Source organism: Micromonospora sp. NBC_01655 (assembly GCF_026339755.1).
Lineage (GTDB): Bacteria > Actinomycetota > Actinomycetes > Mycobacteriales > Micromonosporaceae > Micromonospora.
Genome location: NZ_JAPEQF010000001.1, coordinates 5,365,879 through 5,389,045, shown reverse-complemented (window position 1 = coordinate 5,389,045; position 23,167 = coordinate 5,365,879). Strand labels below are relative to the sequence as shown.

General features: G+C 73.4%; 21 protein-coding genes. 10 read left to right on the top strand and 11 right to left on the bottom strand.

The window, feature by feature from the left end:
- Window positions 1-30 precede the first annotated feature (30 nt).
- Together OOK41_RS24405 and OOK41_RS24400 are read right to left on the bottom strand one after the other, a co-directional pair.
- A complete protein-coding gene (locus OOK41_RS24405) occupies window positions 31-570 on the bottom strand; it encodes an acyltransferase (RefSeq protein ID WP_266266840.1) in 540 nt (179 codons plus the stop codon).
- A 158-nt stretch (window positions 571-728) separates the two neighbouring features.
- Window positions 729-1,067, bottom strand: coding sequence for a DUF952 domain-containing protein (locus OOK41_RS24400; protein ID WP_117669483.1), 339 nt, complete (start codon window positions 1,065-1,067; stop codon window positions 729-731).
- 156 nt (window positions 1,068-1,223) lie between these two features.
- Here OOK41_RS24400 and OOK41_RS24395 point away from each other — a divergent pair, with 156 nt between their 5' ends.
- Together OOK41_RS24395 and OOK41_RS24390 are read left to right on the top strand one after the other, a co-directional pair.
- Window positions 1,224-1,880 (top strand): response regulator transcription factor, encoded by a 657-nt coding sequence (locus OOK41_RS24395; RefSeq protein WP_266266839.1) that lies wholly within the window; start codon window positions 1,224-1,226, stop codon window positions 1,878-1,880.
- 7 nt (window positions 1,881-1,887) lie between these two features.
- On the top strand, window positions 1,888-3,375 hold the full coding sequence (locus OOK41_RS24390) for a HAMP domain-containing sensor histidine kinase (protein WP_266266838.1): 1,488 nt from the start codon (window positions 1,888-1,890) through the stop codon (window positions 3,373-3,375).
- 3 nt (window positions 3,376-3,378) lie between these two features.
- On the opposite strand, the gene OOK41_RS24385 is transcribed toward OOK41_RS24390, so the two are convergent.
- The 4 genes from OOK41_RS24385 to OOK41_RS24370 form a co-directional block, all read right to left on the bottom strand.
- A complete protein-coding gene (locus OOK41_RS24385) occupies window positions 3,379-4,335 on the bottom strand; it encodes a TAXI family TRAP transporter solute-binding subunit (RefSeq protein WP_266266837.1) in 957 nt (318 codons plus the stop codon).
- 56 nt (window positions 4,336-4,391) lie between these two features.
- Complete coding sequence (locus tag OOK41_RS24380; protein WP_266266836.1) at window positions 4,392-5,084, bottom strand: hypothetical protein; 693 nt, start codon at window positions 5,082-5,084, stop codon at window positions 4,392-4,394.
- Window positions 5,085-5,215: 131 nt separating this feature from the next.
- Window positions 5,216-6,013: a peroxide stress protein YaaA gene (gene yaaA, locus OOK41_RS24375; protein WP_266266835.1), complete on the bottom strand. Its 798-nt coding sequence runs from the start codon at window positions 6,011-6,013 to the stop codon at window positions 5,216-5,218.
- A gap of 66 nt (window positions 6,014-6,079) precedes the next feature.
- The gene (locus tag OOK41_RS24370; RefSeq protein ID WP_323136227.1) at window positions 6,080-7,738 is read right to left on the bottom strand and encodes a hypothetical protein; all 1,659 of its coding nucleotides are present in this window, start codon (window positions 7,736-7,738) and stop codon (window positions 6,080-6,082) included.
- A gap of 123 nt (window positions 7,739-7,861) precedes the next feature.
- Between OOK41_RS24370 and OOK41_RS24365 the strand changes: the two genes are divergently transcribed.
- Window positions 7,862-8,902: an App1 family protein gene (locus OOK41_RS24365; RefSeq protein WP_266266833.1), complete on the top strand. Its 1,041-nt coding sequence runs from the start codon at window positions 7,862-7,864 to the stop codon at window positions 8,900-8,902.
- A 168-nt stretch (window positions 8,903-9,070) separates the two neighbouring features.
- On the opposite strand, the gene OOK41_RS24360 is transcribed toward OOK41_RS24365, so the two are convergent.
- Window positions 9,071-10,411, bottom strand: coding sequence for a hypothetical protein (locus tag OOK41_RS24360; protein WP_266266832.1), 1,341 nt, complete (start codon window positions 10,409-10,411; stop codon window positions 9,071-9,073).
- Between the two features lie 138 nt (window positions 10,412-10,549).
- Between OOK41_RS24360 and OOK41_RS24355 the strand changes: the two genes are divergently transcribed.
- Window positions 10,550-12,574, top strand: a complete 2,025-nt coding sequence (locus tag OOK41_RS24355; RefSeq protein ID WP_266266831.1) for a family 10 glycosylhydrolase — start codon at window positions 10,550-10,552, stop codon at window positions 12,572-12,574.
- A 71-nt stretch (window positions 12,575-12,645) separates the two neighbouring features.
- On the opposite strand, the gene OOK41_RS24350 is transcribed toward OOK41_RS24355, so the two are convergent.
- Window positions 12,646-13,206, bottom strand: coding sequence for a hypothetical protein (locus OOK41_RS24350; RefSeq protein WP_266266830.1), 561 nt, complete (start codon window positions 13,204-13,206; stop codon window positions 12,646-12,648).
- Between the two features lie 196 nt (window positions 13,207-13,402).
- Here OOK41_RS24350 and OOK41_RS24345 point away from each other — a divergent pair, with 196 nt between their 5' ends.
- Window positions 13,403-13,750, top strand: coding sequence for a VOC family protein (locus tag OOK41_RS24345; RefSeq protein ID WP_266266829.1), 348 nt, complete (start codon window positions 13,403-13,405; stop codon window positions 13,748-13,750).
- Between the two features lie 266 nt (window positions 13,751-14,016).
- The gene (locus OOK41_RS24340; protein ID WP_266266828.1) at window positions 14,017-15,354 is read left to right on the top strand and encodes a C39 family peptidase; all 1,338 of its coding nucleotides are present in this window, start codon (window positions 14,017-14,019) and stop codon (window positions 15,352-15,354) included.
- 133 nt (window positions 15,355-15,487) lie between these two features.
- Here the strand turns inward: OOK41_RS24340 and glgB are convergent, their stop codons facing one another.
- On the bottom strand, window positions 15,488-17,590 hold the full coding sequence (glgB, locus tag OOK41_RS24335; RefSeq protein ID WP_266266827.1) for a 1,4-alpha-glucan branching protein GlgB: 2,103 nt from the start codon (window positions 17,588-17,590) through the stop codon (window positions 15,488-15,490).
- Complete coding sequence (locus OOK41_RS24330; RefSeq protein ID WP_266266826.1) at window positions 17,578-19,650, bottom strand: alpha-1,4-glucan--maltose-1-phosphate maltosyltransferase; 2,073 nt, start codon at window positions 19,648-19,650, stop codon at window positions 17,578-17,580. Before OOK41_RS24330 ends, glgB begins: the two co-directional genes overlap by 13 nt.
- A 388-nt stretch (window positions 19,651-20,038) precedes the next feature.
- Between OOK41_RS24330 and OOK41_RS24325 the strand changes: the two genes are divergently transcribed.
- The 4 genes from OOK41_RS24325 (at window position 20,039) to OOK41_RS24310 (ending at window position 21,908) form a co-directional block, all read left to right on the top strand.
- Complete coding sequence (locus OOK41_RS24325; RefSeq protein ID WP_266266825.1) at window positions 20,039-20,233, top strand: hypothetical protein; 195 nt, start codon at window positions 20,039-20,041, stop codon at window positions 20,231-20,233.
- Between the two features lie 167 nt (window positions 20,234-20,400).
- Entirely contained in the window at window positions 20,401-21,012 is a 612-nt protein-coding gene (locus OOK41_RS24320) for a dihydrofolate reductase family protein (RefSeq protein ID WP_266266824.1), read from the top strand.
- Window positions 21,013-21,223: 211 nt separating this feature from the next.
- Window positions 21,224-21,463: an AbrB/MazE/SpoVT family DNA-binding domain-containing protein gene (locus tag OOK41_RS24315; protein ID WP_266266823.1), complete on the top strand. Its 240-nt coding sequence runs from the start codon at window positions 21,224-21,226 to the stop codon at window positions 21,461-21,463.
- Entirely contained in the window at window positions 21,453-21,908 is a 456-nt protein-coding gene (locus tag OOK41_RS24310; protein WP_266266822.1) for a type II toxin-antitoxin system VapC family toxin, read from the top strand. The genes OOK41_RS24315 and OOK41_RS24310 overlap by 11 nt, the downstream gene beginning before the upstream one ends.
- Window positions 21,909-21,915: 7 nt before the next feature.
- Here OOK41_RS24310 and glgA read toward each other — a convergent pair whose 3' ends face one another.
- Window positions 21,916-23,136, bottom strand: a complete 1,221-nt coding sequence (glgA, locus tag OOK41_RS24305) for a glycogen synthase (RefSeq protein WP_266266821.1) — start codon at window positions 23,134-23,136, stop codon at window positions 21,916-21,918.
- Between the last annotated feature and the right edge of the window lie 31 nt (window positions 23,137-23,167).

The window sequence follows — 23,167 nt, the reverse complement described above, 5'->3', positions numbered from 1 at the left end:
ACCCGCCGTCCCCCTTCGCCGTGCCGGCGCTCAGTCGCGGCGCGGCGGGTTGTCCACGTCGCGGGAGACGACCTCGCCCTTGGCGTCCACCCAGCCCTTGGGGCGGGCGGGATTGCCGGCGACCAGCTGGTACGGCGCGACGTCCCGGGTGACCACCGAACCGGCGGCGACCATCGCGTACTCGCCGACCTCGATCCCGCAGACCAGGGTGGCGTTCGCGCCGATCGACGCGCCCCGGCGCACGAGCGTCGGGGTGATGGTCCAGTCCGGGTTCTGCGCCCGGGGGCGGAAGTCGTTGGTGAACACGGCGCACGGGCCGACGAAGACCTCGTCCTCGATGGTCACGCCCTGGTAGACCGAGACGTTGTTCTGGATCTTCACGAGGTCGCCGACGGTGACACCCGCGTCGACGTACACGTTGCGACCGATCACGCAGCCGGCGCCGACCCGGGCGCTGGACCGGATGTGGGCCAGGTGCCAGACCTTGGTGCCGTCGCCCACCTGGGCACCCTCCTCCACGTCTGCGCTCGGGTGGACGAAGACGTCGGATCGGTCGGTGGTGTCAGTCATCGCTGCTCGCATCGCTCGGGGCGCGCCGTCGCGCCGGCGGGTGGCCGCGTCGGGCCGGCGGCGGGTGCCGGCCGCCCGAGCGGATCGGACTGCCGCGCCCGCCGGCGGGCTGCGCTCACCCCGGCCGGCGCGCGGACTCGGGTGAGCATAGCGATCCCTCAGCGGAGCAGTCGCGCCACCGCGTCGGCGGCCGGGACGTCCGCCGGCAGCGGGTGGGCCGCGGTCACGGCGGCCACCGGCAGCGTCCCGTACAGGTGCGGGAACGGCGCCCCGCCCCGGGACGGCTCCCAGCGCAGCGCCGCGCCGAGCGCCGCCGGGTCCACCGCGAGCAGGGTGAGCCCGGTGGCGCCGGCGAAGTGCCGCCGGGCGGTCTCGACGAGCTGGTCGGCGGCAGAGAGGTGGATGAAGCCGTCCTGGCGGTCCACCGCCGAACCGGCGAAGTGCCCGGCGTCCCGGGCGGCGTCCCACTCGGCCGTGGCCAGCAGCTTGTAGATCATCCCGGCAGCCTACGGCGACCGCGGCCCCCGCCGCCCGGGACCGGCCCGGCCCGGGCGCCCTCGGGACGACGGGGAGGGTCTGACCGGCCGGCCCTCCCGTCCGGGCGGCACTTCTGGGACCATTCGACGGTCGAGCACGAGGAACGGAGGTCCGGGTTGCGCATCCTGCTGGTCGAGGACGACCGACGGGTGGCCGCCGCCCTGTCGTCCGCCCTGACCCGCCGCGGCTACGAGGTGGAGCACGCCGCCACCGTCGACGCGGCGCTGTCCGCCGCGCCCTGCGACCTCGTGCTGCTCGACCTGACCCTGCCCGACGGCGACGGCACCGACCTGTGCCGGGCGCTGCGCCGGCGCAGCGCCCAGCTCGGCATCATCGCGGTCACCGCCCGGGGCGAGGAGCGCGACCGGGTCCTCGGCCTGCGGCTGGGCGCCGACGACTACGTGGTGAAGCCGTTCTCGATGGTCGAGCTCCAGGCCCGGATCGAGGCGGTGCTGCGCCGGGCCGCGCACGCCGCCCCGGAGCGGGACGTGATCCAGGCCGGCCCGGTCCGCATCGACGTCGCCGGTCGGACGGTCAGCGTGCACGACCGGGAGGTGACCCTCACCCGCAAGGAGTTCGACATCCTGCTCTCGCTGGCCCGGCAGCTCGGGGCGGCGGTGCCCCGGGACCGGATCCTGCTCGACGTGTGGGGCACCACCTGGGCGGACCGGCACACCGTCGAGGTGCACATCGGGTCGCTGCGCGGCAAGCTGGGCGACTCCCGGCTGGTGGAGACGGTCCGCGGGGTCGGCTACCGGCTGCGCGGGGAGTGAGGCGCCGGTGCGCCGTCGGTTGGTCATCAGCTACCTGCTGCTGATGGTGCTGGTGCTCATCGCGCTGGAGACGCCGCTCGCCACCACCCTGGCCACCCGGGAGACCGACGAGGTGCGCGCCGACCGGCTGGCCGACGCGACCCGGTTCGCCTCGCTGGCCGGGCCGGTGCTGCGCGGCGGCGTCCCCGGCCCGATCGGGGGCGAGCTGAGCAGCTACGACGAGCTGTACGGCATCGGCGCGGCCGTGGTCGACCGGGACCGCCGAACGGTGGTGGCCTCGCGCCGCTGGCAGGTCGGGCCGGGCACCGAGGCGGCGCTGGACAACGCGCTGTCCGGGCAGCAGTTCAGCGTCCCGGAGTCGGTGTGGCCGTGGACCGGCGGGCCGGTCGTGGTGGCGGTGCCCATCAACGACGGCGGTGAGGTGCTCGGGGCGGTGGTGATCGCCAGCCCGGCGGACGGGGTCCGGCGTACCGTCACCGCGTGGTGGCTGCTGCTCGCCGCGACCGGCATCTTCGCCGTGCTGGCCTGCGTGCTGACCGCGTTCGGGCTGGCCGGCTGGGTGCTGCGCCCGGTGACCGAGCTGGACGCGGTCACCCACGAGATCGCCGAGGGGGACCGGGGGGCCCGGGTGCAGCACCGGCTGGGCCCGCCGGAGCTGCGCCGCCTGGCGGTGAGCTTCAACGACATGGCCGACGTGGTGTCGGACGTGATGGACCGGCAACGGGCCTTCGTCGCGCACGCGAGCCACCAGCTACGCAACCCGCTGACCGCGCTGCGGCTGCGGGTGGAGGAGCTGGGGCCGAGCCTGACCGACCCGCAGGGGCGGGCCGAGCACCGGCTGGCGCTGGAGGAGACCGACCGGCTGGCCCTGCTGCTGGACGCCCTGCTCACCCTGGCCCGCGCCGAGCGCGAGGAGAACGAGCGGGTCACCGTGGACGCCGCGGCGGTCGCCGCGTCCCGGGTGGCCGCCTGGCAGCCGCTGGCCCGGCACCGGTCGGTCGCCCTGCGCCTGGCCCCGGTCGCCGGCCCGGTGTACGCCCGGACCGTGCCGACCGCCGTGGACCAGGCGCTGGACGCGCTGATCGACAACGCGGTCAAGTTCAGCGGCGCGGGCGGCGAGGTGACCGTGGACGTCGGGCCGGCCGACGACGGGGTGGCCCTGGAGGTCCGCGACACCGGCCCCGGCATGACCCTCGACCAGCTCGACCAGGCCACCGAACGGTTCTGGCGGGCCCCCGAGGTGCAGAACGTCGACGGCGCCGGGCTGGGGCTGACCATCGTCGCGGTCCTGGTCGACGCCTCCGACGGTCGGCTCACCATGCGCCCGGCGCAGCCGCGTGGCCTGGTGGCCGGCCTCTGGTTCCCGGCCGCCCCGGAGACCGAGGCCGCCCCCGCCCCCGCCCGGCTTCCGGGGGGCACCGCCGGGCCGGCCGGTGGGGCCGCGCCGGGCCGGGACGCCCCGCCGGCCGGCGGGGTGGCTGCGCCGGCCGGCTGACGGTCAGGGCTTGTTCGACCGGTACCAGTCGGCGGCCCCGGGATGCAGCGGCAGCGGGGCGGTGGCGATCGCCGAGCGGGGGCTCATCCGGCCCGCCGCGGGGTGCGCCGCGGCCAGCTCGGCCCGGCGTTCCATCAGCAGCCGGGTCACCTCCCGGACCAGCGGCGCCGGCAGGTCGGCCCGGACGACCAGGTAGTTCGGGTTCGCCACGGTGGTCACCGGCTCGACCAGGTACACCGAGCGGGGAATGTCCCGGGACACGTAGACCTCCCGGTAGCTGCGCCGCAGCGGCTCCGTCCACTCGCCCAGGTCGACGATCCGGGTGGCGCTGTCCGAGGCCAGCTCCTCGACGCCGCGCACCGGGAGCCCGCCGGAGAAGAAGAAGGCGTCGATCCGCCCGACGCGCAGCGCGGCGACCGAGCCGTCCAGCCCCAGCCGCTCCCTACGGACCGCGGTGCCGCCCAGTCGGGCGACCTCCAGCAGCCGGGTGGCGGTCACCTCGGTGCCGGAGCCGGGCGCCCCCACGGAGACCCGCCGGCCGCGCAGGTCGGCCACCGAGCGGACCGGGCCGTCGGCCCTGGTGACCAGGTGCAGCAGGTCGTCGTAGACCCGGGCCACGGCCAGCACCCGTGGCTGCTCCTCCCGGTCGGTGGGAAGCACGTCGGCCTGGGTGAAGCCCAGCTCGGCGTCCCCCGTGCCGAGCAGCCGCATGTTCTCCGCCGACGCGGCGGTGACCACCACGCTCGCCCGCACCCCGGGCAGTTCCCGGTTCAGGACGGCGGCCAGCGACTGGCCGAACGCGTGGTAGACGGCGGTGGGGCTGCCGGTGGCGATCCGGATCGGGATCGGCTCGCTCGGCGAATCCTGGCAGGCGGCGAGCCCGGGCCACGCCGCCACCAGCACCAACAGCAGCACCGCCACGCCGGCGGCGCGCGGTGGCACAGACCAGCTTCGGCTCACCCGGTGCACTCTGCGCCGTGCGGCGCTCCCGGCGCAAGCCCGCCGGCCGGCCGCGCTCAGCCGACCGCGGCCACCCCCGGCCCGGTCGCCGGGTCCAGGGCGACGCTGTGCAGGATGCGGTCCCGGTCCGGGCCGTCGGCCACGCTGACCACGAAGCAGCCCGCGCCGGGCCGTAGCAGCGCCGGCACCTCCAGCAGGGCGGCGCCCCGGACCAGCACGGCGGCCAGCTCCCGGTCGGTCAGCCGGATCCCGAGGATGTGCCGGCGCACGTGCCGGCCGCCGGCCAGCAGCGCAGCCCGCCAGGCCGAGGCGGCCAGCCGGGGACGCCACGTCCGGCGGGCCGTGGACGCGCCCGGGACGGGCCCGCCGAGCAGCTCCCGGCGGCCCTGCCGCCAGCCGGTCTCGACCAATGTCGCGTACGTCGCCCGGTGCTCGCGGGGCACCTGGAGCCGGTGCAGCTCGTAGCGGCGGCGCAGGCCGCCGGTGGCCACGTCGTGCCCGACGGGGATCTCCAGCCGGGCGAGGAGCAGGCGCATCCGGTGCGCCGCGTCCTCCCGGTTGAACTCGGCGGCCGGGCCGATGTGGGTGGGGCCCGGGGGCCGGCGTCCCGCCCCGGCCGGGGCGGCCGGCGCGGAGGTGCAGCGCAGCAGACAGGCCACCTCGAACGCGTCGGCGAGGGTCAGCCAGTCCAGCGGGGCCGGGGTCGCGCGAGGACGAGGCCGGTCGAGCAGCGTGGGTTCGGGGGCCACCACAGTCTCCTTGTCGGCGTCGGGGATCCCCTAACCGTGGCCTCCCGGGCCGTCCGGTGGTAGCCGTGGCCGCGAGCCTTGAGGAAATCTTGCGACAGTAGCCGACGACGACGTGTCCCGTGCGCGATCTGTCACAACTGCGTCACCACGAGGTCCACCGTCCGGGGCCGGCCGGCGGTCACCGACTGTTCCAGGACCGTGTACTTCAGGTCCCGCAGCGCGGTCACCAGCTCGCCGGCCCGGCGCGGCCGGGCGCCGGCGACGAGCAGGTCGCGGACCAGCCGGCCCTTGGTCGCCTTGTTGAAGTGGCTGACCACCGACCGGACCGGCCCGTCCGGGGTGTCCCGCTCGTGCAGCACCCGCACCGTCACCGTCCGTGCGGCCAGCTCGCCGCGCGGCGTCCAGGTCGCCGCGTACGCGCCCGAGCGCAGGTCCAGCACCGCGCCGCCGCCGGCCGCCGCGTCCAACGCCGGGGCCAGCTCCCGCCGCCAGTACGCCGACAGCGCCCCCACCCCGGGCAGCCGCGCCCCGATCGGGCACCGGTACGGCGGGATGCGGTCGGTGAGCCGCACCGCCCCCCACAGGCCGGAGCTGATCAGCACCGAACGGCGGGCCGCCCGCTGTGCCGTGGGGGGCAGCGTCGCCAGGTCGAGGGCCTCGTAGAGCACGCCGGTGTAGATCCGGCCCGCCGGGGCGGTGGCCGCCCGCTCCAGCCGGGCGTTGCGGCGCAGCTCACCGGCCAACCCCGGGGTCAGCCCCAGCGCGTCCAGGGCCGCCGCCTCGTCCGGCCCGGCGCAGAGGCCGACCAGTTCCGCCAGCACCCGCGCGCGGGCCGGGGCCAGCTCGGGCAGGGACAGCCGGGCCGGGTCCAGCCGCCGGCCCGTGCCGGCGTCGGCCTTCCCCTCCGAGGGCGGCAGCAGGATGAGCATCTCGGTACGACTCCTCGGTGCGGCGGCGCGCCGGCGAGCGCCGGTCCGGCCAGCGTACGGCCCGGGTCAGCGCCACGGCCGCACGGCCGTCTCCGGGTGGTACACGCGATAGCCACCCACCTCGGCGATCAGCGCCGGTGCGGCGCGCGCGCCCAGCAGCTCCCGCAGCCGCCGGTCGGCGGGGCCGTCGGCCGCCAGCACATACCCGGGGCGGTCGGCCTGCCCCACCTGCCGCCAGTACGGCCCGTACCGGTTCTGCCCCGGGGTCAGCTCCTCGTCGAGCACCCCGCAGAGCACCGCCTCGGCGGTGTTGAAGACCAGCCGGTTGCAGGTCCAGTATTCGCCGTACACCGCGCGCAGTCCGGCCCGGCGGACCGTGTCGGCCAGCTCCCGGGCCCGCCGCTCCTCGGCGCGCACCGGGCCGACGCCGGCGACGAACAGGCCGGTGGCGACCACCGCGGTGGCGGTCAGCCCGGCCAGCGCGGCGGTGGCCGACGCGCCGGCCAGCCGGCCGGCGGCCCCCGCCGTGCCCCGCCAGACGCCGACCGCCGCCAGCCACAGCGGCCACAGCACCACCGGCAGCGAGAGTTGGAGCACCGACAGGTAGCGGGCGTTGTTCAGCGGGTCGGTGGCGGCCAGCGGGCTGCGGACGTACGTCGCCAGGGTGAGGGCGGCACCCGCGACCAGGGCGAGCTGCGCGGCCGGCCCGGCCCGGTCGGCGGTCGGCCGACCCCGGTTGCCGGCGGTCGCGGTCGTGGAGGAGCCGGCGGCGGCCCGCCGGTACGCGACCAGGGCGAGCGCCCCGGCGGCGGCCAGCAGCGCCGGGTAGAGCAGCCCGAACCACTGCTGCCAGCGGGCGCAGCCGTCGGCCGGGCAGAGCCCGGTGGCCAGCGGCACCCCCTCCAGGAGCCCGCCGCGCAGCCGATCGAGCAGGGGCGGGGCCGCGCCGGTCACCGTGCTGATCCGCCGCAGCACCGACAGCGAGTCCTGCCCGGGCGGCGCGCGCAGGTTGTCGACGATCAACGGCGCCGTCCCGACGGCGAACCCGGCCGCCAGCAGCGCCCCGGACCAGCCGAACAGCTCTCGGCGCAGCACCCAGACCAGCAGCAGCCCGGCCACGGCCAGGTACGGCACGATCAGCCAGTCCGACCACACGGCCAGCCCGGCCACCAGTCCGGCCGCGCCCACCGCGAGCCGCCGGGCCCGGACCCGCCCGTCGGCCAGCCCCACGGCGACCAGCAGGATCAGCACCACCGCCGGTTTCACCTCGGGCCGCCCGCCCACCGCCATCAACTGGTCCCGGAGCACCCGCTCGGGGCCCAGCGCGAGCAGGCCGACGACCAGCACGGCGTGCCACGGCGCGCAGATCCGGCGGGTCAACCGGTACATCAGCCAGACGAAGACCGCCCAAAGCGCCAGCACCGGCAGCCGCAGCACCGGCCAGCTCGGGCCGGCGACGGCCACCAGCGGGGCCGCCAGGTACGACTCCGCCGTTCCCATGTAACGCTGCCCGTACAGGAAGACGGGGTGCTCCCGGCCGGCGGCGACGTGCAGCGCGGCCAGCCCGAAGGTCGCCTCGTCGCTGTTCGACACGGGCACGGTGAGCAGCGTGAGGAGCAGCCGGTAACCGAACCCGGCCAGCCCGAGCAGCAGCGCGACCAGCGCCGGCCGGTCGAGCGCCGGGCGCCGTCGCCCATGGAGTCGCACACGTGTCGACACGACCAACGCCCCCGTCGTCGTCCCGACCGGAGTATGTCACGTGTCGGGTGCAAGCGGGGCGAATCGGGCGGAGCCGGCAGCTCCTCGCCTTGCGTGGCCGTCTCCGCCGAGGTGTGGCAGGGTTGCAGCGTGCCACCGACACCCGCCGGCGAACTGGCCGTTCCGAACCTGCACCGGGCCGCGCGGATCGAGGATGCCGTGCACAACCTCGTGGAGCGCCGGCTGCGGCGCACCGGGTGGCAGACCAACATCGTCGCGTACGCCGGGTACGGCGCCCCCGGCTGGGCGCGGGTGCTGTGCCGGGTGCTGCTCGGCCGCCCCGACACCCGGTCCGGGCAGCGCCTGGAGAAGGTGCGCGGCTGGCGCAGCTTCGCCACCCTGCCCGCGAAGCACGTGACGGTCACCGTCGAGGCCGGCGGGGTGACGCACGAGGCGAAGGCCGACCGCAGCGGCTTCGTCGACACCGTGGTCGAGGCCAACCTGACGCCCGGCTGGTCGTCCGTGCGGTTGAGCGTCGCCGACGCCGAGCCGGTGGAGGCGCTGATCCGCGTCCTCGATCCGAACGTCCGGTTCGGCATCCTCTCCGACATCGACGACACGGTCATGGTGACGGCGCTGCCCCGTCCGCTGCTGGCCGCGTGGAACACCTTCGTCCTCGACGAGCACGCCCGCACCGCGGTGCCCGGCATGGCCGTGCTCTACGAGCGGCTGGTCACCGCCCACCCCGGGGCCCCGGTCCTCTACCTGTCCACCGGCGCGTGGAACGTCGCGCCGACCCTGACCCGGTTCCTGTCCCGGCACCTCTACCCGGCTGGGCCGCTGCTGCTCACCGACTGGGGGCCGACGGCCGACCGGTGGTTCCGCAGCGGCCGGGAGCACAAGCGGGCCACCCTGGCCCGGCTGTCCCGCGAGTTCCCCGACGTGCGCTGGCTGCTGATCGGCGACGACGGCCAGCACGACCCGGAGATCTACCGGGAGTTCGCCGCCGGGCACCCGGACAACGTGGCCGGGGTGGCGATCCGCCGCCTCTCGCCCACCCAGTCGGTGCTGGCCGGTAGCCTGCCCGCCCCGTCCGGCAGCTCGTCGTCCGGCCCGGTGGGGCAGAAGTGGCTCGCCGCCCCCGACGGCGCGGGGCTGTGGAAGCTGCTGCGCGACGCCGGCCTGGTCTGAGCTTCCTCGGCACAGCGGACGGGGCCAGCCCCGGCGCGCGCCGAGACCGGCCCCGGGTCAGAAGATCCGGGGTGGTATTCGGTCCCGCGCGCTCCGACGGGACCCGGCCGGACGGGCACGACTGGCGGTGTCGCGGGCGACGCCGCCGGCACCGTTGAGCTGTCAGGACTAATTGGTGATCAAGGTCCGGGCCGGGTCGGCGGCGAGGGTGCCGGTGCCGGGGGTGCCTGCGGTGAGGTTGGTGACCCGCCAGAGGACGGTGCTGCCACCGGCGCCGACGGTCCACAGGTCGGGCGTGCCGTCGTTGCCGACGTCGGCGGCGCGCAGGGTGAGGTTCGCGCCGGTGTTCCAGGACGTGGACAGCGCGTAGGGGGTGTAGCTGAGTGCGCCGGTGTCGGGGTCGACCGTGAGGTCGGTCCACAGGTGCAGGGCGCCGGTGGTGCGGTTCCACAGGAACATGGCGGTGCCGCCGGTGAGCTGGGCGGTGGCGATCGTCCAGTTGTTCCAATCGGTGCCGCCGGTGGGGGTGAGGGCGGTGGTGTGGAAGACGCCGAAGTATGCGGCGGGCGCACCGAGGCTGGGGTAATAGGTCAGGTGATGGCCGGTGGTGGCGTTGCCGCTGATGCCGATGAGGTCGGGGACCGGGGCGTCGATGCGGCGGGTGTCGCCGGCGTTGGCCAACTGGAGGGGTATGTTGCCGTCGGGGTCGAGGAGTTGGCCGGAGTAGATGCTGAACTGGTTGCCGCTGAGGTGGCTCTGGAGGACAGAGCCGTCGCCGTTGGCGGCCAGGACGCTGGCGCCGCCTGGATTGACGCCGGCGGGGTAGTAGACGAGGACGTCCTGGACCCCGGTGCCGGTGAACCGGCCGGTGAGGACCTGCGCCCCGTCGAAGTCGGCGGAGGTGTTGTTCCCGACCCCGTTGCCCAGGGCGCCGATGTCGGTCGCGGGGAGAGCGGAGCCGGCGGTGTTGCCGGGGGCCAGCCAGAGCCCGGAGGGCAGGCCGTGCGCCGCGCCCACGATGAGCAGGTCGGCGGCCCCGTCTCCGGTCATGTCGCCGTCGACGGCGGGGGGAGCGGGGTTCGAGTTGAACGTGACGTTGGTGGACTCGCCGAAGCTTCCGCCGGAGACGCCGGTCACGGTGAGGGTGTTGGTGAATCGGGTGGGTGCGATCACGATGGTGGCGTTGCCCTGGCCGTCCGCCGCGACATTGGCCGGCGGGCCGGCATTGAGTTGGTAGACGTACTGGCTCGGGGTGTCGCCGGTGGCGCTCTTGGCGACGGTGAAGGTCGCCGGCACGTGCACCGTCGTGGTCAGGTCTCCCGGGTGGGAGACGGTGGGTGCCCCGGGCGGGGTGGAGTCGAGGTTGACGGCGAGGGCCGAGCGCGCTGCCGCTACCGCCGGCCCGGCGGGAAGTGAGGTGGCCCCTCCGGCCGCGACGAGGCCGACGCCGATGCCGGCCGCGATGACCCTGATCCTGGACGTTCTCTCCCGAGGGATGCTTGCGGGCACGAAGGTTCCTCCCAGGTACGAGTCCGAGTGACGCGTTGACCTCGTTCGGTGGTCGCACCAGTGAACCACCTGACCCCGGTCGGTGAAAGTTGTGAAGGATACTTGCGCAACTGGCCGGCAGCATCGAACATTCTTTTCGTGCGCAGAGATTATGGTCGATTCCTTTCCGGCGCGGCGCTGACGGTGGCGCTGGCGCTCGGCGTGGCCGTCCCCACGGGCGCCCCCGCCTCCCCGCCCGCCACGCCGGACACCGTGCCGGTGGCCGCCCAGGCGGCCTGCGTGACCGATCCGGCCACCCCGAAACGGCAGCTCCGCGGCATGTGGATCGCGAGCGTCGCCAACATCGACTGGCCCAGCCGCACCGGGCTCACCGCGGCCGCCCAGCAGGCGGAGTACCGGGGCTGGCTCGACCTGGCCCAGCAGCGGCGGATGAACGCCGTCGTCGTGCAGATTCGCCCCACCGCCGACGCGTTCTGGCCGTCCACCTACGAGCCCTGGTCGCAGTGGCTCACCGGCACCCAGGGCGGCAACCCCGGCTACGACCCGCTGGCCTTCGCGGTGGCCGAGGCGCACGCCCGCAACCTGGAGTTCCACGCCTGGTTCAACCCGTACCGGGTCGCCAACCACACCGACCTGACCAAGCTGGCGGCCAGCCACCCGGCCCGCAGGAACCCGGGCTGGGCCGTCGCCTACAACGGCCAGCTCTACTACAACCCCGGCATCCCCGCCGTCCGCGCCTTCGTGCAGGACGCCATGATGGACGCCGTCAGCCGCTACGACATCGACGCGGTGCACTGGGACGACTACTTCTACCCGTACCCGGTCAGCGGGGTGGCCTTCCCCGACCAGGCCGCCTTCGCCCAGTACGGCGCCGGCTTCAGCAACATCGCCGACTGGCGGCGCAACAACGTCAACCTGCTGGTCCAGGAGATGCACGACCGGATCCGGGCGGTCAAGCCGTGGGTGAGGCTCGGCGTGAGCCCGTTCGGCATCTGGCGCAACGCCGGCACCGACCCGCTCGGCTCGCGCACCACCGGCCTCCAGTCGTACGACGCGATCTACGCCGACACCCGTCGCTGGGTGAAGCAGGGCTGGGTCGACTACATCGCCCCGCAGCTCTACTGGCACATCGGCCACCCCTCGGCCGACTACGCCGAGCTGGTCCGCTGGTGGTCGGAGACCGTGACCGGCACCGACGTGCAACTGCTCGTCGGGCAGGCCACCTACCGCGCCGGCGCGGCGGGGCAGGACGCGGCCTGGCAGGACCCGGCCGAGCTGACCGACCACCTGGCGCTGAACCGCACCCACCCGCGGGTCGCCGGCGACATCCATTTCAGCGCCAAGGACGTCCGCGCCGACCGGATCGGCGCCGTCACCCGGATGGCGGCCGACCACTACCGCCGGCCGGCGCTGGTGCCCGCCGGGCTGGGCGGTGTCGCGCCGGCCGCGCCGTCCCTCACCTCGGCCGTGCGTGGCACCGGCGGCGTGACCCTGACCTGGCAGCGCGGCGCGACCGGCAGCACGGCCGCGTACGCGGTGTACCGGCTCCCCGGCGACGGCGCGGTCGACCCCTGCGACCTGACCGACGCCCGTAACCTGCTCGGCACGGCCCGTGCCTCGGGCACCACCGGGACGTTCGTCGACGCCACCGCCGCGACCGGCTCGACCTACCGCTACCTGGTGACCGCCCTGGACCGGCTGCACCACGAGAGCCCGGCCAGCAACGCGCGGGTGGTCACCGGCACCGGCGGCACGTTCAGCGTGATCGTGGACAACGCCACCGTCGGCGGCTTCACCGCCGCCGCCACCTGGGGCACGTCGTCGTACTCCTCCGCGCGGTACGGCGCCGACTACCGGTTCGTCACCCCGCAGGCGGTCAGCGACCCGGCCTGGTTCAGCGCGACGCTGCCCGCCGCCGGCTCGTACCGGGTCGAGGTCTGGTACCCGTCCGACCCCGGCTACAACAGCGCCGCGCCGTACCTGGTGGCGACGGCCAACGGGACCGTGACGACCAAGGTCGACCAGCGGACCGGCGGCGGGCAGTGGCGGGTGCTGGGCACCTACGACTTCGTCGCGGGTACGCGCCAGGTCGTCGGGGTCAGCCGCTGGACCAGCACGTCGGGGTACGTCGTCGCCGACGCCGTACGGATCACCCGGCTCTGAGCCGACAGAGAAACTTCTCGTACGGTCAATTCCTTACCGGTCTGTTCGGCCGTAGGTGCCCTTCCGGGTGCCTACGGCCGAACGGCAGCAGCCGCGTAGGCGTCGACGAATTCGCGGGTGGTGGCCGTCGACCCTTGCGGCCGTCCCAGGTTCGACCGGAGCTGCGCGAGGTGACGGCTCACCCGCCCGGAGCTCACCTGGCCGATGGCGGGCAGCACGCTCATGCCGATGCGCGCTGCCTCGTTCACGTCGCCCTGTTTGTATGTCGCCTCCGCGAGCCGAGTCGTGTAGTAAAGCTGATTACGTCGGTGCGATGGGGAGAGATCCATCGTCATGGCGCGGAAGGACTGGGCGGCGCGTTCAGGGTTGCCCAGGACGAGGAAAGACGTGCCTTGGACGCCAGTCATCTCGTGGTCGGTCACGAAGCCAAGGAATGGCAGATCATCCTGATGAGTGCCGCGTTCGAACTCGCGGCGCGCCTTCGTCATCTCCCGGGTGAATCCGCTCGTATCGCCAAGGACCGAGTATGCGCGGGCCCTCCGCAGGTGCAGCAGCGTGGTCAGGCGGGGCGTGGCCCAGCCGGAGGACACCCGGAGGGCGGCCCGATTGCTGCGCCGCCCCGCCAGGGTCATTGCGTAGTCGGATTGCTCCTGGTCGCGGTGTCGATGAGGTCGTTGGGTCGTCGCACACCGCCACTGCAATGGGTAACCTGGGCGCGGGACCCGTCCGAAGGCGATCGGGTCGACCCCGTCAGGTTTCGCTGCCAGGTCCGGTCTGTCCTTCAGGGCCCGGCACCGGTCGGGCTCGACATCGACTGAGGAGACGGACATGGCGGTAGGAGTGTTTGCGGGCATCCCGGTGCGCGACTATGACAGCGCCCTGGAGTGGTACAAGCGGCTGCTCGGTGCTGAACCGGCCTTCTGTCCGAATGAGATCGAGGCGGTCTGGCAGTTGGCCGAGGATCGGTACGTGTACATCATCCAGGATCCCGACCGGGCCGGCGGAGCTGTCAGCATGATTTGGGTCGACGACCCAGTCGCCGAGGTTGCGAGGATCTCCGGACGGGGCCTGGAGCCGGTCGACGTTGAGAAGCACGACTCGGTCTGGAAGTACGTCTTCCACGACAGCGACGGCAACGAGACCGGAATCGGCGGAGACGTCTCGACGACCGGATGATCACCGGCTCCGCGCTGCAGGCGTGGTGACCTCGGACCACTCTTTCCCCGCCGCCGTTGGTGCGGTGGTAGCCGATCGCGGTTGTTACGGAGTGTGGCGATGGCGGCGGGCCCGGTGCCGGTCCGGGCTTGGTGTAGATCTTCACGGAACTTCATTCCGACCGGATTCTCGTGCCGTCAATGATTTTCCATGCATAGACATCTGGTGAAACTTCCCTCCAAGCGGGACAGTGAACGGCAACGATGCCTCACCCCTGTGGAGCTGCCATGGCCATGTCACCGCTGCGCGCCGTCGCCCTCGCGGGTGCCACCGCCCTCGTCCTCCTCGGCACCACCGCCCCCGCAGGGGCCGCCAGGTCGGCCGCCGGAGCCAGCACGGTCACCCACGACGAGCAGATCACCTGGCAGGGCTGGTCCGGCACCAACCTGTCAGCCGGCGTCACCGCCGGCACTACCGTCACCGCCGCCGGGCTCACCCTCGGCACCCCGGTCGGCACCACCGTCTACAAGGACCCGCACACCAGCATCAGGCGGACCTGGGCGTACGGCACCTGGACCTCGCCGCTGACCGAGGTCGGCTTCGGCGCCAGCGAGCTGGTCGCCTCCTGGAACGCCGATACCCCGGCCGGCACCTGGCTCCAGGTCGAACTCCAGGGCACCTACACCACCGGCACCCGCACCCCCTGGTACGTGCTGGGGCGCTGGGCCTCCAGCGACGCCGACGTCAAACGGACCAGCGTCGACAGGCAGAGCGACAGGACGTCCAGCATCTGGACCGACACCTTCGCCATCGACAACGCGAGTGCCGGGGTGCTGCTGCGGGCGTACCAGCTCCGGCTGACCCTCTACCGCGACCCGGCGCAGACCGCTTCCCCGCTGGTCCGCTCGGTCGGCGCGATGAGCTCGAACGTGCCGGACCGGTTCACCGTCACCCCCAGCGCCGGCCACATCGCCTGGGGCACCGAGCTGGCGGTCCCGCGCTACTCGCAGAACGTCCACGCCGGCCATTACACCCAGTACGGCGGCGGCGGTGAGGCCTGGTGCTCGCCGACCTCCGTCGAAATGGTGATCGAGTACTGGGGCCGGAAGCCCTCCGCCGCCGACACGTCCTGGGTGAACCCCAGCTATGCGGACCCGACGGTCGACCACGCCGCCCGGATGACCTACGACTACCAGTACAAGGGCACCGGCAACTGGCCGTTCAACACCGCGTACGCGGCCAGTTTCCCCGGGCTGGAGGCGAAGGTGACCCGGCTGCACTCACTCGACGAGATCGAGCACTTCATCGCCGCCGGCATCCCTGTGGTGACCAGTCAATCCTTCCTCGCCAGCGAGCTGACCGGGGCGGGCTACGGCACCGCCGGGCACCTGATGGTGATAGTCGGCTTCACCGCCACCGGTGACGTGATCGCCAACGACCCGGCCTCACCCAGCAACGACGCGGTACGGCACATCTACTCCCGGACGCAGTTCGAGCAGATCTGGCTGCGGACCAAGCGGACCACGGCCAGCGGCGGCACAAGCAGCAGCTCCGGCGGCATCGTCTACCTCGTCAAGCCGACCGGGGTGGCCTGGCCGCAGGTGACGGACTCCACCAACTGGTAGCGGCGGTCGGCGCCGTCGCCGTCGGGCACCGGCGCCGACCCTCCAAGGTAGCCACCGGGCTGGCTAGGAACGCCCGGCACCATCCGGTACCAAGCCGAACAACGGCGGCGCCCCGAGGCAGGCCATCTGGTGCTCAGTCGCGGCGCAGCCAGAGCACGCCGAGCGGCGGCACCCGCAGCGCCACGGACGCCGGCAGGCCGTGCCACGGCACGTCCTGCGCGTGCACCTCGCCCAGGTTGCCCACCCCGGACCCGCCGTAGTGGTGGGCGTCGGTGTTGAGCACCTCCGTCCAGGCGCCGGCGGCGGGCAGGCCGATCCGGTAGTCCTCCAGCGGCACGGCGGAGAAGTTCGCCACGCAGACCAGCGTCGCGCCGTCCGGGGCGATCCGCACGAACGACACCGTGTTGTGGGTGACGTCGTCGCCGGCGATCCAGCGGAACCCGGCCGGCTCGGTGTCCTGCGCCCACAGCGCGGGGGTGTCCCGGTAGACGCGGTTCAGGTCGCCGACGAGGCGTTGCACGCCGGCCCGCGCCGGGTCGTGCAGCAGGTACCAGTCGAGGCCGCGCTCCTCGCTCCACTCCCGGTCGTCGGCCAGCTCGCAGCCCATGAACAGGAGCTGCTTGCCCGGGTGCGCCCACATGTACGCCAGCAGCGCCCGTACGTTGGCCAGCCGCTGCCAGGTGTCGCCGGGCATCTTGGCCGCCAGCGAGCCCTTGCCGTGCACCACCTCGTCGTGGCTGATCGGCAGCACGTAGTTCTCGCTCCACGCGTACGCCAGCGAGAAGGTGAGCTGGTGGTGGTGGTGTTGCCGGTAGATCGGGTCCTTCGAGGTGTAGAGCAGGGTGTCGTGCATCCAGCCCATGTTCCACTTGAAGCCGAAGCCCAGCCCGCCGCCGGCCGTGGACCGGGTGACGCCCGGCCAGGCCGTCGACTCCTCGGCGACCAGTACCACCCCGGCGTGCCGCCTGTAAACGGTGGCGTTGACCTCCTGCATGAAGGCGATCGCCTCCAGGTTCTCCCGGCCGCCGTGCTGGTTGGGGACCCACTGGCCCTCGGGGCGGGAGTAGTCCAGGTAGAGCATCGAGGCGACGGCGTCGACCCGCAGCCCGTCGACGTGGAACTGGTCGCACCAGTACAGCGCGTTGGCGACCAGGAAGTTGCGCACCTCGCGGCGGCCGAAGTCGAACACGTACGTGCCCCAGTCGGGGTGCTCGCCCCGGCGCGGGTCGGGGTGCTCGTACAGCGGGGTGCCGTCGAACCGGGCCAACGCCCATTCGTCCTTGGGGAAGTGCGCCGGCACCCAGTCCAGGATCACCCCGATCCCGGCGGCGTGCAGGGTGTCGACCAGGTGCCGGAAGTCGTCCGGGTTGCCGAACCGGGAGGTCGGCGCGTAGTAGCCGGTCACCTGGTAGCCCCAGGAGCCGCCGAACGGGTGCTCCATCACCGGCATGAACTCCACATGGGTGAAGCCCAGCTCGGTGACGTACGCGGTGAGCTGCTCGGCCAGCTCCCGGTAGCCGAGGCCGGGCCGCCACGAGCCGAGGTGCACCTCGTACACGCTCATCGGCTCCTGGTGCGGCTGCCGCCGCGCGCGTCGCGCCAGCCAGTCGGCGTCGTTCCACTCGTACGTCGAGCGGTGCACCACCGACGCGGTGGCCGGCGGCACCTCCGCGTACGCGGCCAGCGGGTCGGCCTTGTCCCGCCAGTGCCCGTCGGCGCCCAGCACCCGGTACTTGTACCTCGCCCCGACCGGCGCGTCGGGGACGAAGATCTCCCACACCCCGCTGGAGCCCAGCGAGCGCATCGGCCAGCCGTCGTCCGGGCCCCAGCCGGTGAAGTCGCCGACCACCCGCACGCCGCGCGCGTTGGGCGCCCACACCGCGAACGCCACACCCCCGTCGCGGACCCGGGCGCCGAGCGCCTCCCACAGCCGCTCGTGCCGGCCCTCGCCGATCAGGTGCAGGTCCAGCTCGCCGAGGGTGGGCGGGTGGCGGTACGGGTCGTCGTGCACCGCGCCGTCGACCTCGACCCGGTAGTCGAGCACCGCACCGGGCAGGACGGCCGCGAAGACGCCGACGTCGTGCACCCGGGTCGCCGGGTGCCGCTCGTCGCCGACGAGCACGCTCACCGCCCGAGCGCCCCGGCGCATGGTGCGGATGGTGGTGCGCCCGTCGGCGGGGTGCGCGCCGAGCACGGCGTGCGGGTCGTGCACCGCGCCGGCGATTAGCTCGTCCATCGTGCGTCGTCCTTGTCAGCCGCAGCGGCGGGGGCGGTGCCCCCGGAGAGGTCGGCGGGCACGTCCCGCACGGTCAGGTCGGGCGCGGCCGGCGCGGCCGGCCGTTGCACGGTGAACACGTGCGCGGGTTGCAGGTACGGGTCGAGCCGGACCGCGTTGTGCTGCCCCCAGTCGTAGCTGGCGCCGGTCAGCTCGTCGTGCACGGTGAACCGCTCGTGCCAGTCGAGGCCCAGCGCCGGCATGTCCAGGGTGGTGTTGCCCCACTGCACGGCCTGCGAGTCGAACGAGCAGACCACGACCACCGTGTTGCCGGTCTCCGGGTCGCGCTTGGACCAGCACAGCAGCGCCGGGTTGTCGATGTCGTGGAAGACCAGGTTGCGCAGCCGGTGCAGGGCCGGATTGTCGCGCCGGACCCGGTTGAGGGTGGCGACGAACGGGGCCAGCGAGCGCCCCTGCGCCTGCGCGCCCGCCCAGTCCCGGGGGCGCAGCTCGAACTTCTCGTTGTCCAGGTACTCCTCCGCGCCGGGGCGGGCGGTGTGCTCGAACAGCTCGTAGCCGGCGTACATGCCCCAGGAGGGGGAGAGCAGCGCGGCCAGCACCGCCCGGATCTTGAACATCGGCGGGCCGCCGTGCTGCAACGTCTCGTGCAGGATGTCCGGCGTGTTCGGCCAGAAGTTCGGCCGCATGTGGTCGACCGAGGCGACCAGCTCCGCGCAGTACTCCCGCATCTGCGCCGGCGAGGTGCGCCAGGTGAAATAGGTGTACGACTGGGTGAAGCCGATCTTGCCGAGCCCGTGCATGATGGCCGGCCGGGTGAACGCCTCGGCCAGGAACAGCACGTCCGGGGCGACCCGCTTGACCTCCCAGATCAGCCAGTGCCAGAAGTCGAACGGCTTGGTGTGCGGGTTGTCCACCCGGAAGATCCGGATGCCCTCGCCGACCCAGTGCAGCACCACCCGCAGGATCTCCGCCCGGATGCCCTCGGGGTCGTTGTCGAAGTTCAGCGGGTAGATGTCCTGGTACTTCTTCGGCGGGTTCTCCGCGTACGCGATGCTGCCGTCGGCCCGGGTGGTGAACCACTCCGGGTGCTCGGTCACCCACGGGTGGTCCGGCGCGCACTGCAACGCCAGGTCCATCGCCACCTCCAGGCCCTGCTCGGCGGCGGCGACGACGAAGTCACGGAAGTCCTCCGGCGTACCCAGGTCGGGGTGGAGGGCGTCGTGGCCGCCCTCGGCCGCGCCGATCGCCCACGGCGAGCCGACGTCGTCCGGGCCGGCGGTGAGCGTGTTGTTGCGGCCCTTGCGGTTGACCCGGCCGATCGGGTGGACCGGCGGCAGGTAGAGCACGTCGAAGCCCATCGCCGCGACCCCGGGCAGCCGGTCCATGGCGGTGCCGAAGGTGCCGGAGCGGGCCGGCGCGTCGGCGGTCGCCGGGACCGCCCCCTCCGAGCGGGGGAAGAACTCGTACCAGGCGGAGAAGAGCGCCCGGGGGCGGTCCACCCAGAGCCGGTGCTCCTCGCCGGTGGTGACCAGCTCGCGCACCGGGTGCGCCCAGAGCAGGTCGGTCAGCTCCAGGGCCGGGGCGACCCGCCGGGGCAGCTCCAGCCGCTCGTCGCGCAGCGCCGCCACCGCCGCCGTCACCCGGTCGGCGGCACCGGCCGGGACGAGGCCCACGGCCGCCGTCAGCACCCGCGCGCCCTCGGCCAGGTCGTTGGCCAGCTCCGCCGCGCCCTGGCCGGCGGCGACCTTCTTGGTCACGGCGTTCTGCCAGGTCAGGTACGGATCCTGGAACGCCTCGACGGCGAAGGTCCACGCGCCGACGGCGTCCGGGCGGATGGTGGCGTGCCAGCGGTCCTGCCCGGGCTCGCCGGGGCGCATCCGGGTGAACGGCCGGGCCCGGCCGTCGGGGCCGAGCCAGACCACGTTGCAGCCCAGCGCGTCGTGCCCCTCCCGGTAGGCGCGCGCCGACACGGGCACCGCCTCGCCGACCACCGCCTTGGCCGGGTAGCGACCGCAGGAGACGACGGGGGAGACGTCTTCGATCGGAAACCGTCCAGTCACCCCGCCAACCTACTGTGCGAGATCGTCTCGCGCGCGGCCAAGCCGCCACCGGCACCCGCAACGGCTCACCCGGCCCGCGCCGGGAAGCGTCCGGGGCCGGCGACCGGATGCCCGGGCCGGAAGCGCGGCGCGGAAGCCCTTGGGAGGTTGGTCGACCTGGTGATCGGTGGCCGGCCGCCGATGGCGGCGGGTCCAATAGCAATGGCGACTACGCTGGCGTCAGCCGCTACCTCTCGCCGTAGTGGTACCGGCAGGCGATGATCCCGACATCCTCCTTGGTCACCCACTCGCCGACGTCCGCCGGCTTGCCGCGTCCGCCGATCGGCACGGCCAACTGCTCGACCCCGACTCCTTCGCGCCCCGGGCGATCTGCTCGTCGGGCAGCGGCGTGACGATGCTGCCGGGAGCGAGGACGTTGACCCGGATGCCGGCGCCGGCCCACTGCGGCGAGACCGCGCTGCGGCGCGCCCACCGCGTCACCGCCATCTTCGAGCTGGCGTACGCGAAGGGCGCCGAGCGTTTGCCGAAGCGCCCCAGCCCGGCAGCGCAGACCACGCCGTCGAGCCGGCCGCCTGCGGCCTGACGCCGAGACCGTCGGACGGGTACGCGAGGATGCGGCCATGTCGTACACGGACGGGTTCCAAGTAGACGTGGGACGGCTGGATCGCCGCCCGCGACGATCTGCTGGCGGATGCTTCGACCGTGTCCGGCACACCTGTCACTGCTGACCGACTCGAAAGGATCATGGCGATGGCCAAGGTTGTCTCCACGCTGTTCATCTCGGCCGACGGGGTGGCCGAGATCGACCCCGACTGGCACTTCCCGTACTTCGACGACAACATGGGCCGCGCCGTCGGCGAGGACTACGACACCGCCGACGTGCTGCTCATCGGCCGCGAGACCTACGACAGCTTCGCCGGAGCCTGGCCCGATCGCGAGGCCGCAGGAGGGGAGGACGCGGAGTTCGCCAAGCAGCTCGGAGACATGCGCAAGGTGGTCGTCTCCCGCCAGCGGCTGGAGTTCTCCTGGCGGAACTCCGAGCTGATCCAGGGCGATCTCGTCGATGCCGTAACCGTTCTCAAGGCCGACACCGACATCAGGGGCATCCTCATCCCCGGGTCGGTCTCCGTGGTGCAGCAACTGCTCGCCGCAGGGCTGGTCGACGAGTTGCGCCTGCTGGTGCATCCGGTGGCGGCGCGTAAGGGCCGCAAGCTCTTCGACGACGGCGACGTGCCGTACCACCTGCGGGTGGTGGCGACGGAGGCGTTCCCGACGGGCGCGATCCGCGTGATCTACTCGCCGACCGCCGCACCCGCGAAGGCCGGCTACGACGACGTCAAGGACCAGGTGCCCGCCGGGTAGCCCCCACCCCCTCGCGCTTGAGGCGTCCCCTTGATCGTCTGCTGAAAACTGACACGACACGCCGGCTGAGTTGTCGGTAAACAGCAGACGATCATGGACAGCCACGGGGCGGGCGGCGCCAGGCGGGGTCGCCGCCTAGCCCTTTCTTACGTCAGCGGCCCGTGCGGACTGCGACACGTATCATGTGTATTACGTATCAGGGAGGCCCGCGATGAAGTTGAACAGTAAAGGGCAGGTGACCGTCCCGGCCGAGCTGCGCGCCCGGCACAACCTGCACGAGGGTGACGAGGTCGACGTGATTGAGGAAGGCGGCGCACTGCGCATCGTGCGCGTCAGTGACGCCGAGACCCGTGGACGGCGCTTGGTCCGGCATATGCGCGGACGAGGCAGCGCACGAGAGGCGGAGAGCATGTCGACGGATGACCTGATGGACCTGCTCCGTGGCGAGTGAACGCATCCGGGCCGTCGCTGGCCGGGCGGCCGACACGGTCACCACCCTGGTCGACACCAACGTCCTGCTGGACATCTTCACCGAGGATCCGCACTGGGCTGACTGGTCGGGCGAGGCGCTGGCCGCCGCACGCGACGCCGGCGTCCTGGTGGTCAATCCGATCGTGTACGCCGAGGTGTCCGTGCGGTTCGCCCGCGTGGAGGAACTCGACGACGCCCTGCCCGCCACGGACTTCCTCCGCGAGGAACTGCCATACCCTGCGGGTTTCCTGGCGGGCAAGGCGTACGCGCGGTACCGCGGGCAAGGGGGCGCCAAGCGTTCGCCGATCGCCGACTTCTACATCGGCGCGCATGCTGCGGTCTGCCGCTACCGCCTGCTCACCCGCGACAGCAGCCGCTACCGTTCGTACTTCCCCACCGTGACGCTGATCGCGCCCGAGGAGTAGCCGGCGGTCAGCCGGTGGCCCTGACCGACCGGTAGAGGTCGAGGGTGCGGGCGGCGATGGCGTCCCAGGAGAAGTGCTCGACGGCGCGACGCCGCCCGGCCCGGCCCAGCTCGGCGGTCTTCGCCGGGTCGGCGAGCAGGGTGTTGATCGCGGCGGCCAGGTCGGCCACGAACCGGTCCTGGTCCAGCGGCCGGCCCGACCCGTCGGTGGCCTGGTCGATGGGCACGAGTAGCCCGGTCTCGCCGTCGGCGACGACCTCGGGGATGCCGCCCGTGGCGGTGGCCACCACGGCGGTCTCGCAGGCCATCGCCTCCAGGTTGACGATGCCCATTGGCTCGTAGACCGAGGGGCAGGCGAAGACCGTGGCGTGGGTGAGCACCTGGATCACCTCGTGCTTGGGCAGCATCTCGGCCACCCAGACCACCCCGGACCGGTTGGCCCGCAGCTCGGCCACCAGGCCCTCCACCTCGGCGGCGACGTCGGGGGTGTCGGGGGCCCCGGCGAGCAGCACGAGCTGGGTGTCGGCCGGCAGCTCGCGGGCCGCCCGTAGCAGGTAGGGCAGGCCCTTCTGCCGGGTGATCCGCCCGACGTACACGACGCTCGGGCGGGTCGGGTCGATGCCGAGCCGGTCCACCACGTCGGTGCCGGGGTCCGGGGCGTACTGGACGGTGTCGATGCCGTTGTGGACCACCCGCACCCGGTCCGGGTCCACCGCCGGGTACGCCGCCAGCACGTCCGCGCGCATCCCCGCGCTCACCGCGACGATCGCGTCGGCCGACTCGTACGCCGTGCGCTCGCACCAGGAGGACAGGGCGTAGCCGCCGCCGAGCTGCTCGGCCTTCCACGGCCGCAGCGGCTCCAGGCTGTGCGCGGTGACCACGTGCGGGACGCCGTGCAGCAGCTTCGCGGTGTGCCCGGCGAGGTTGGCGTACCAGGTGTGGCTGTGCACCACGTCGGCCCCGGCGCAGCCGGCGGCCATCTCCAGGTCGACGCCCATGGTGCGCAGCGCGGCGTTCGCGCCGGCCAGGCCGGCCGGTTCGGCGTACGCGGTGACGCCCGGCTCGGTGCGCGGCGCGCCGAAGCAGTGCACCCGCACGTCGGCGAGCCGGCGCAGTTCCCGGGCCAGGTACTCGACGTGCACCCCGGCGCCGCCGTACACCTCCGGCGGGTACTCGCGGGTGAGCAGATCGACGCGGAGCTGTGCCGTGGCCGGGGCGGAGTCGGTCATGCCCGCACCCTAGTGCAGAAGTCGGCCCGTA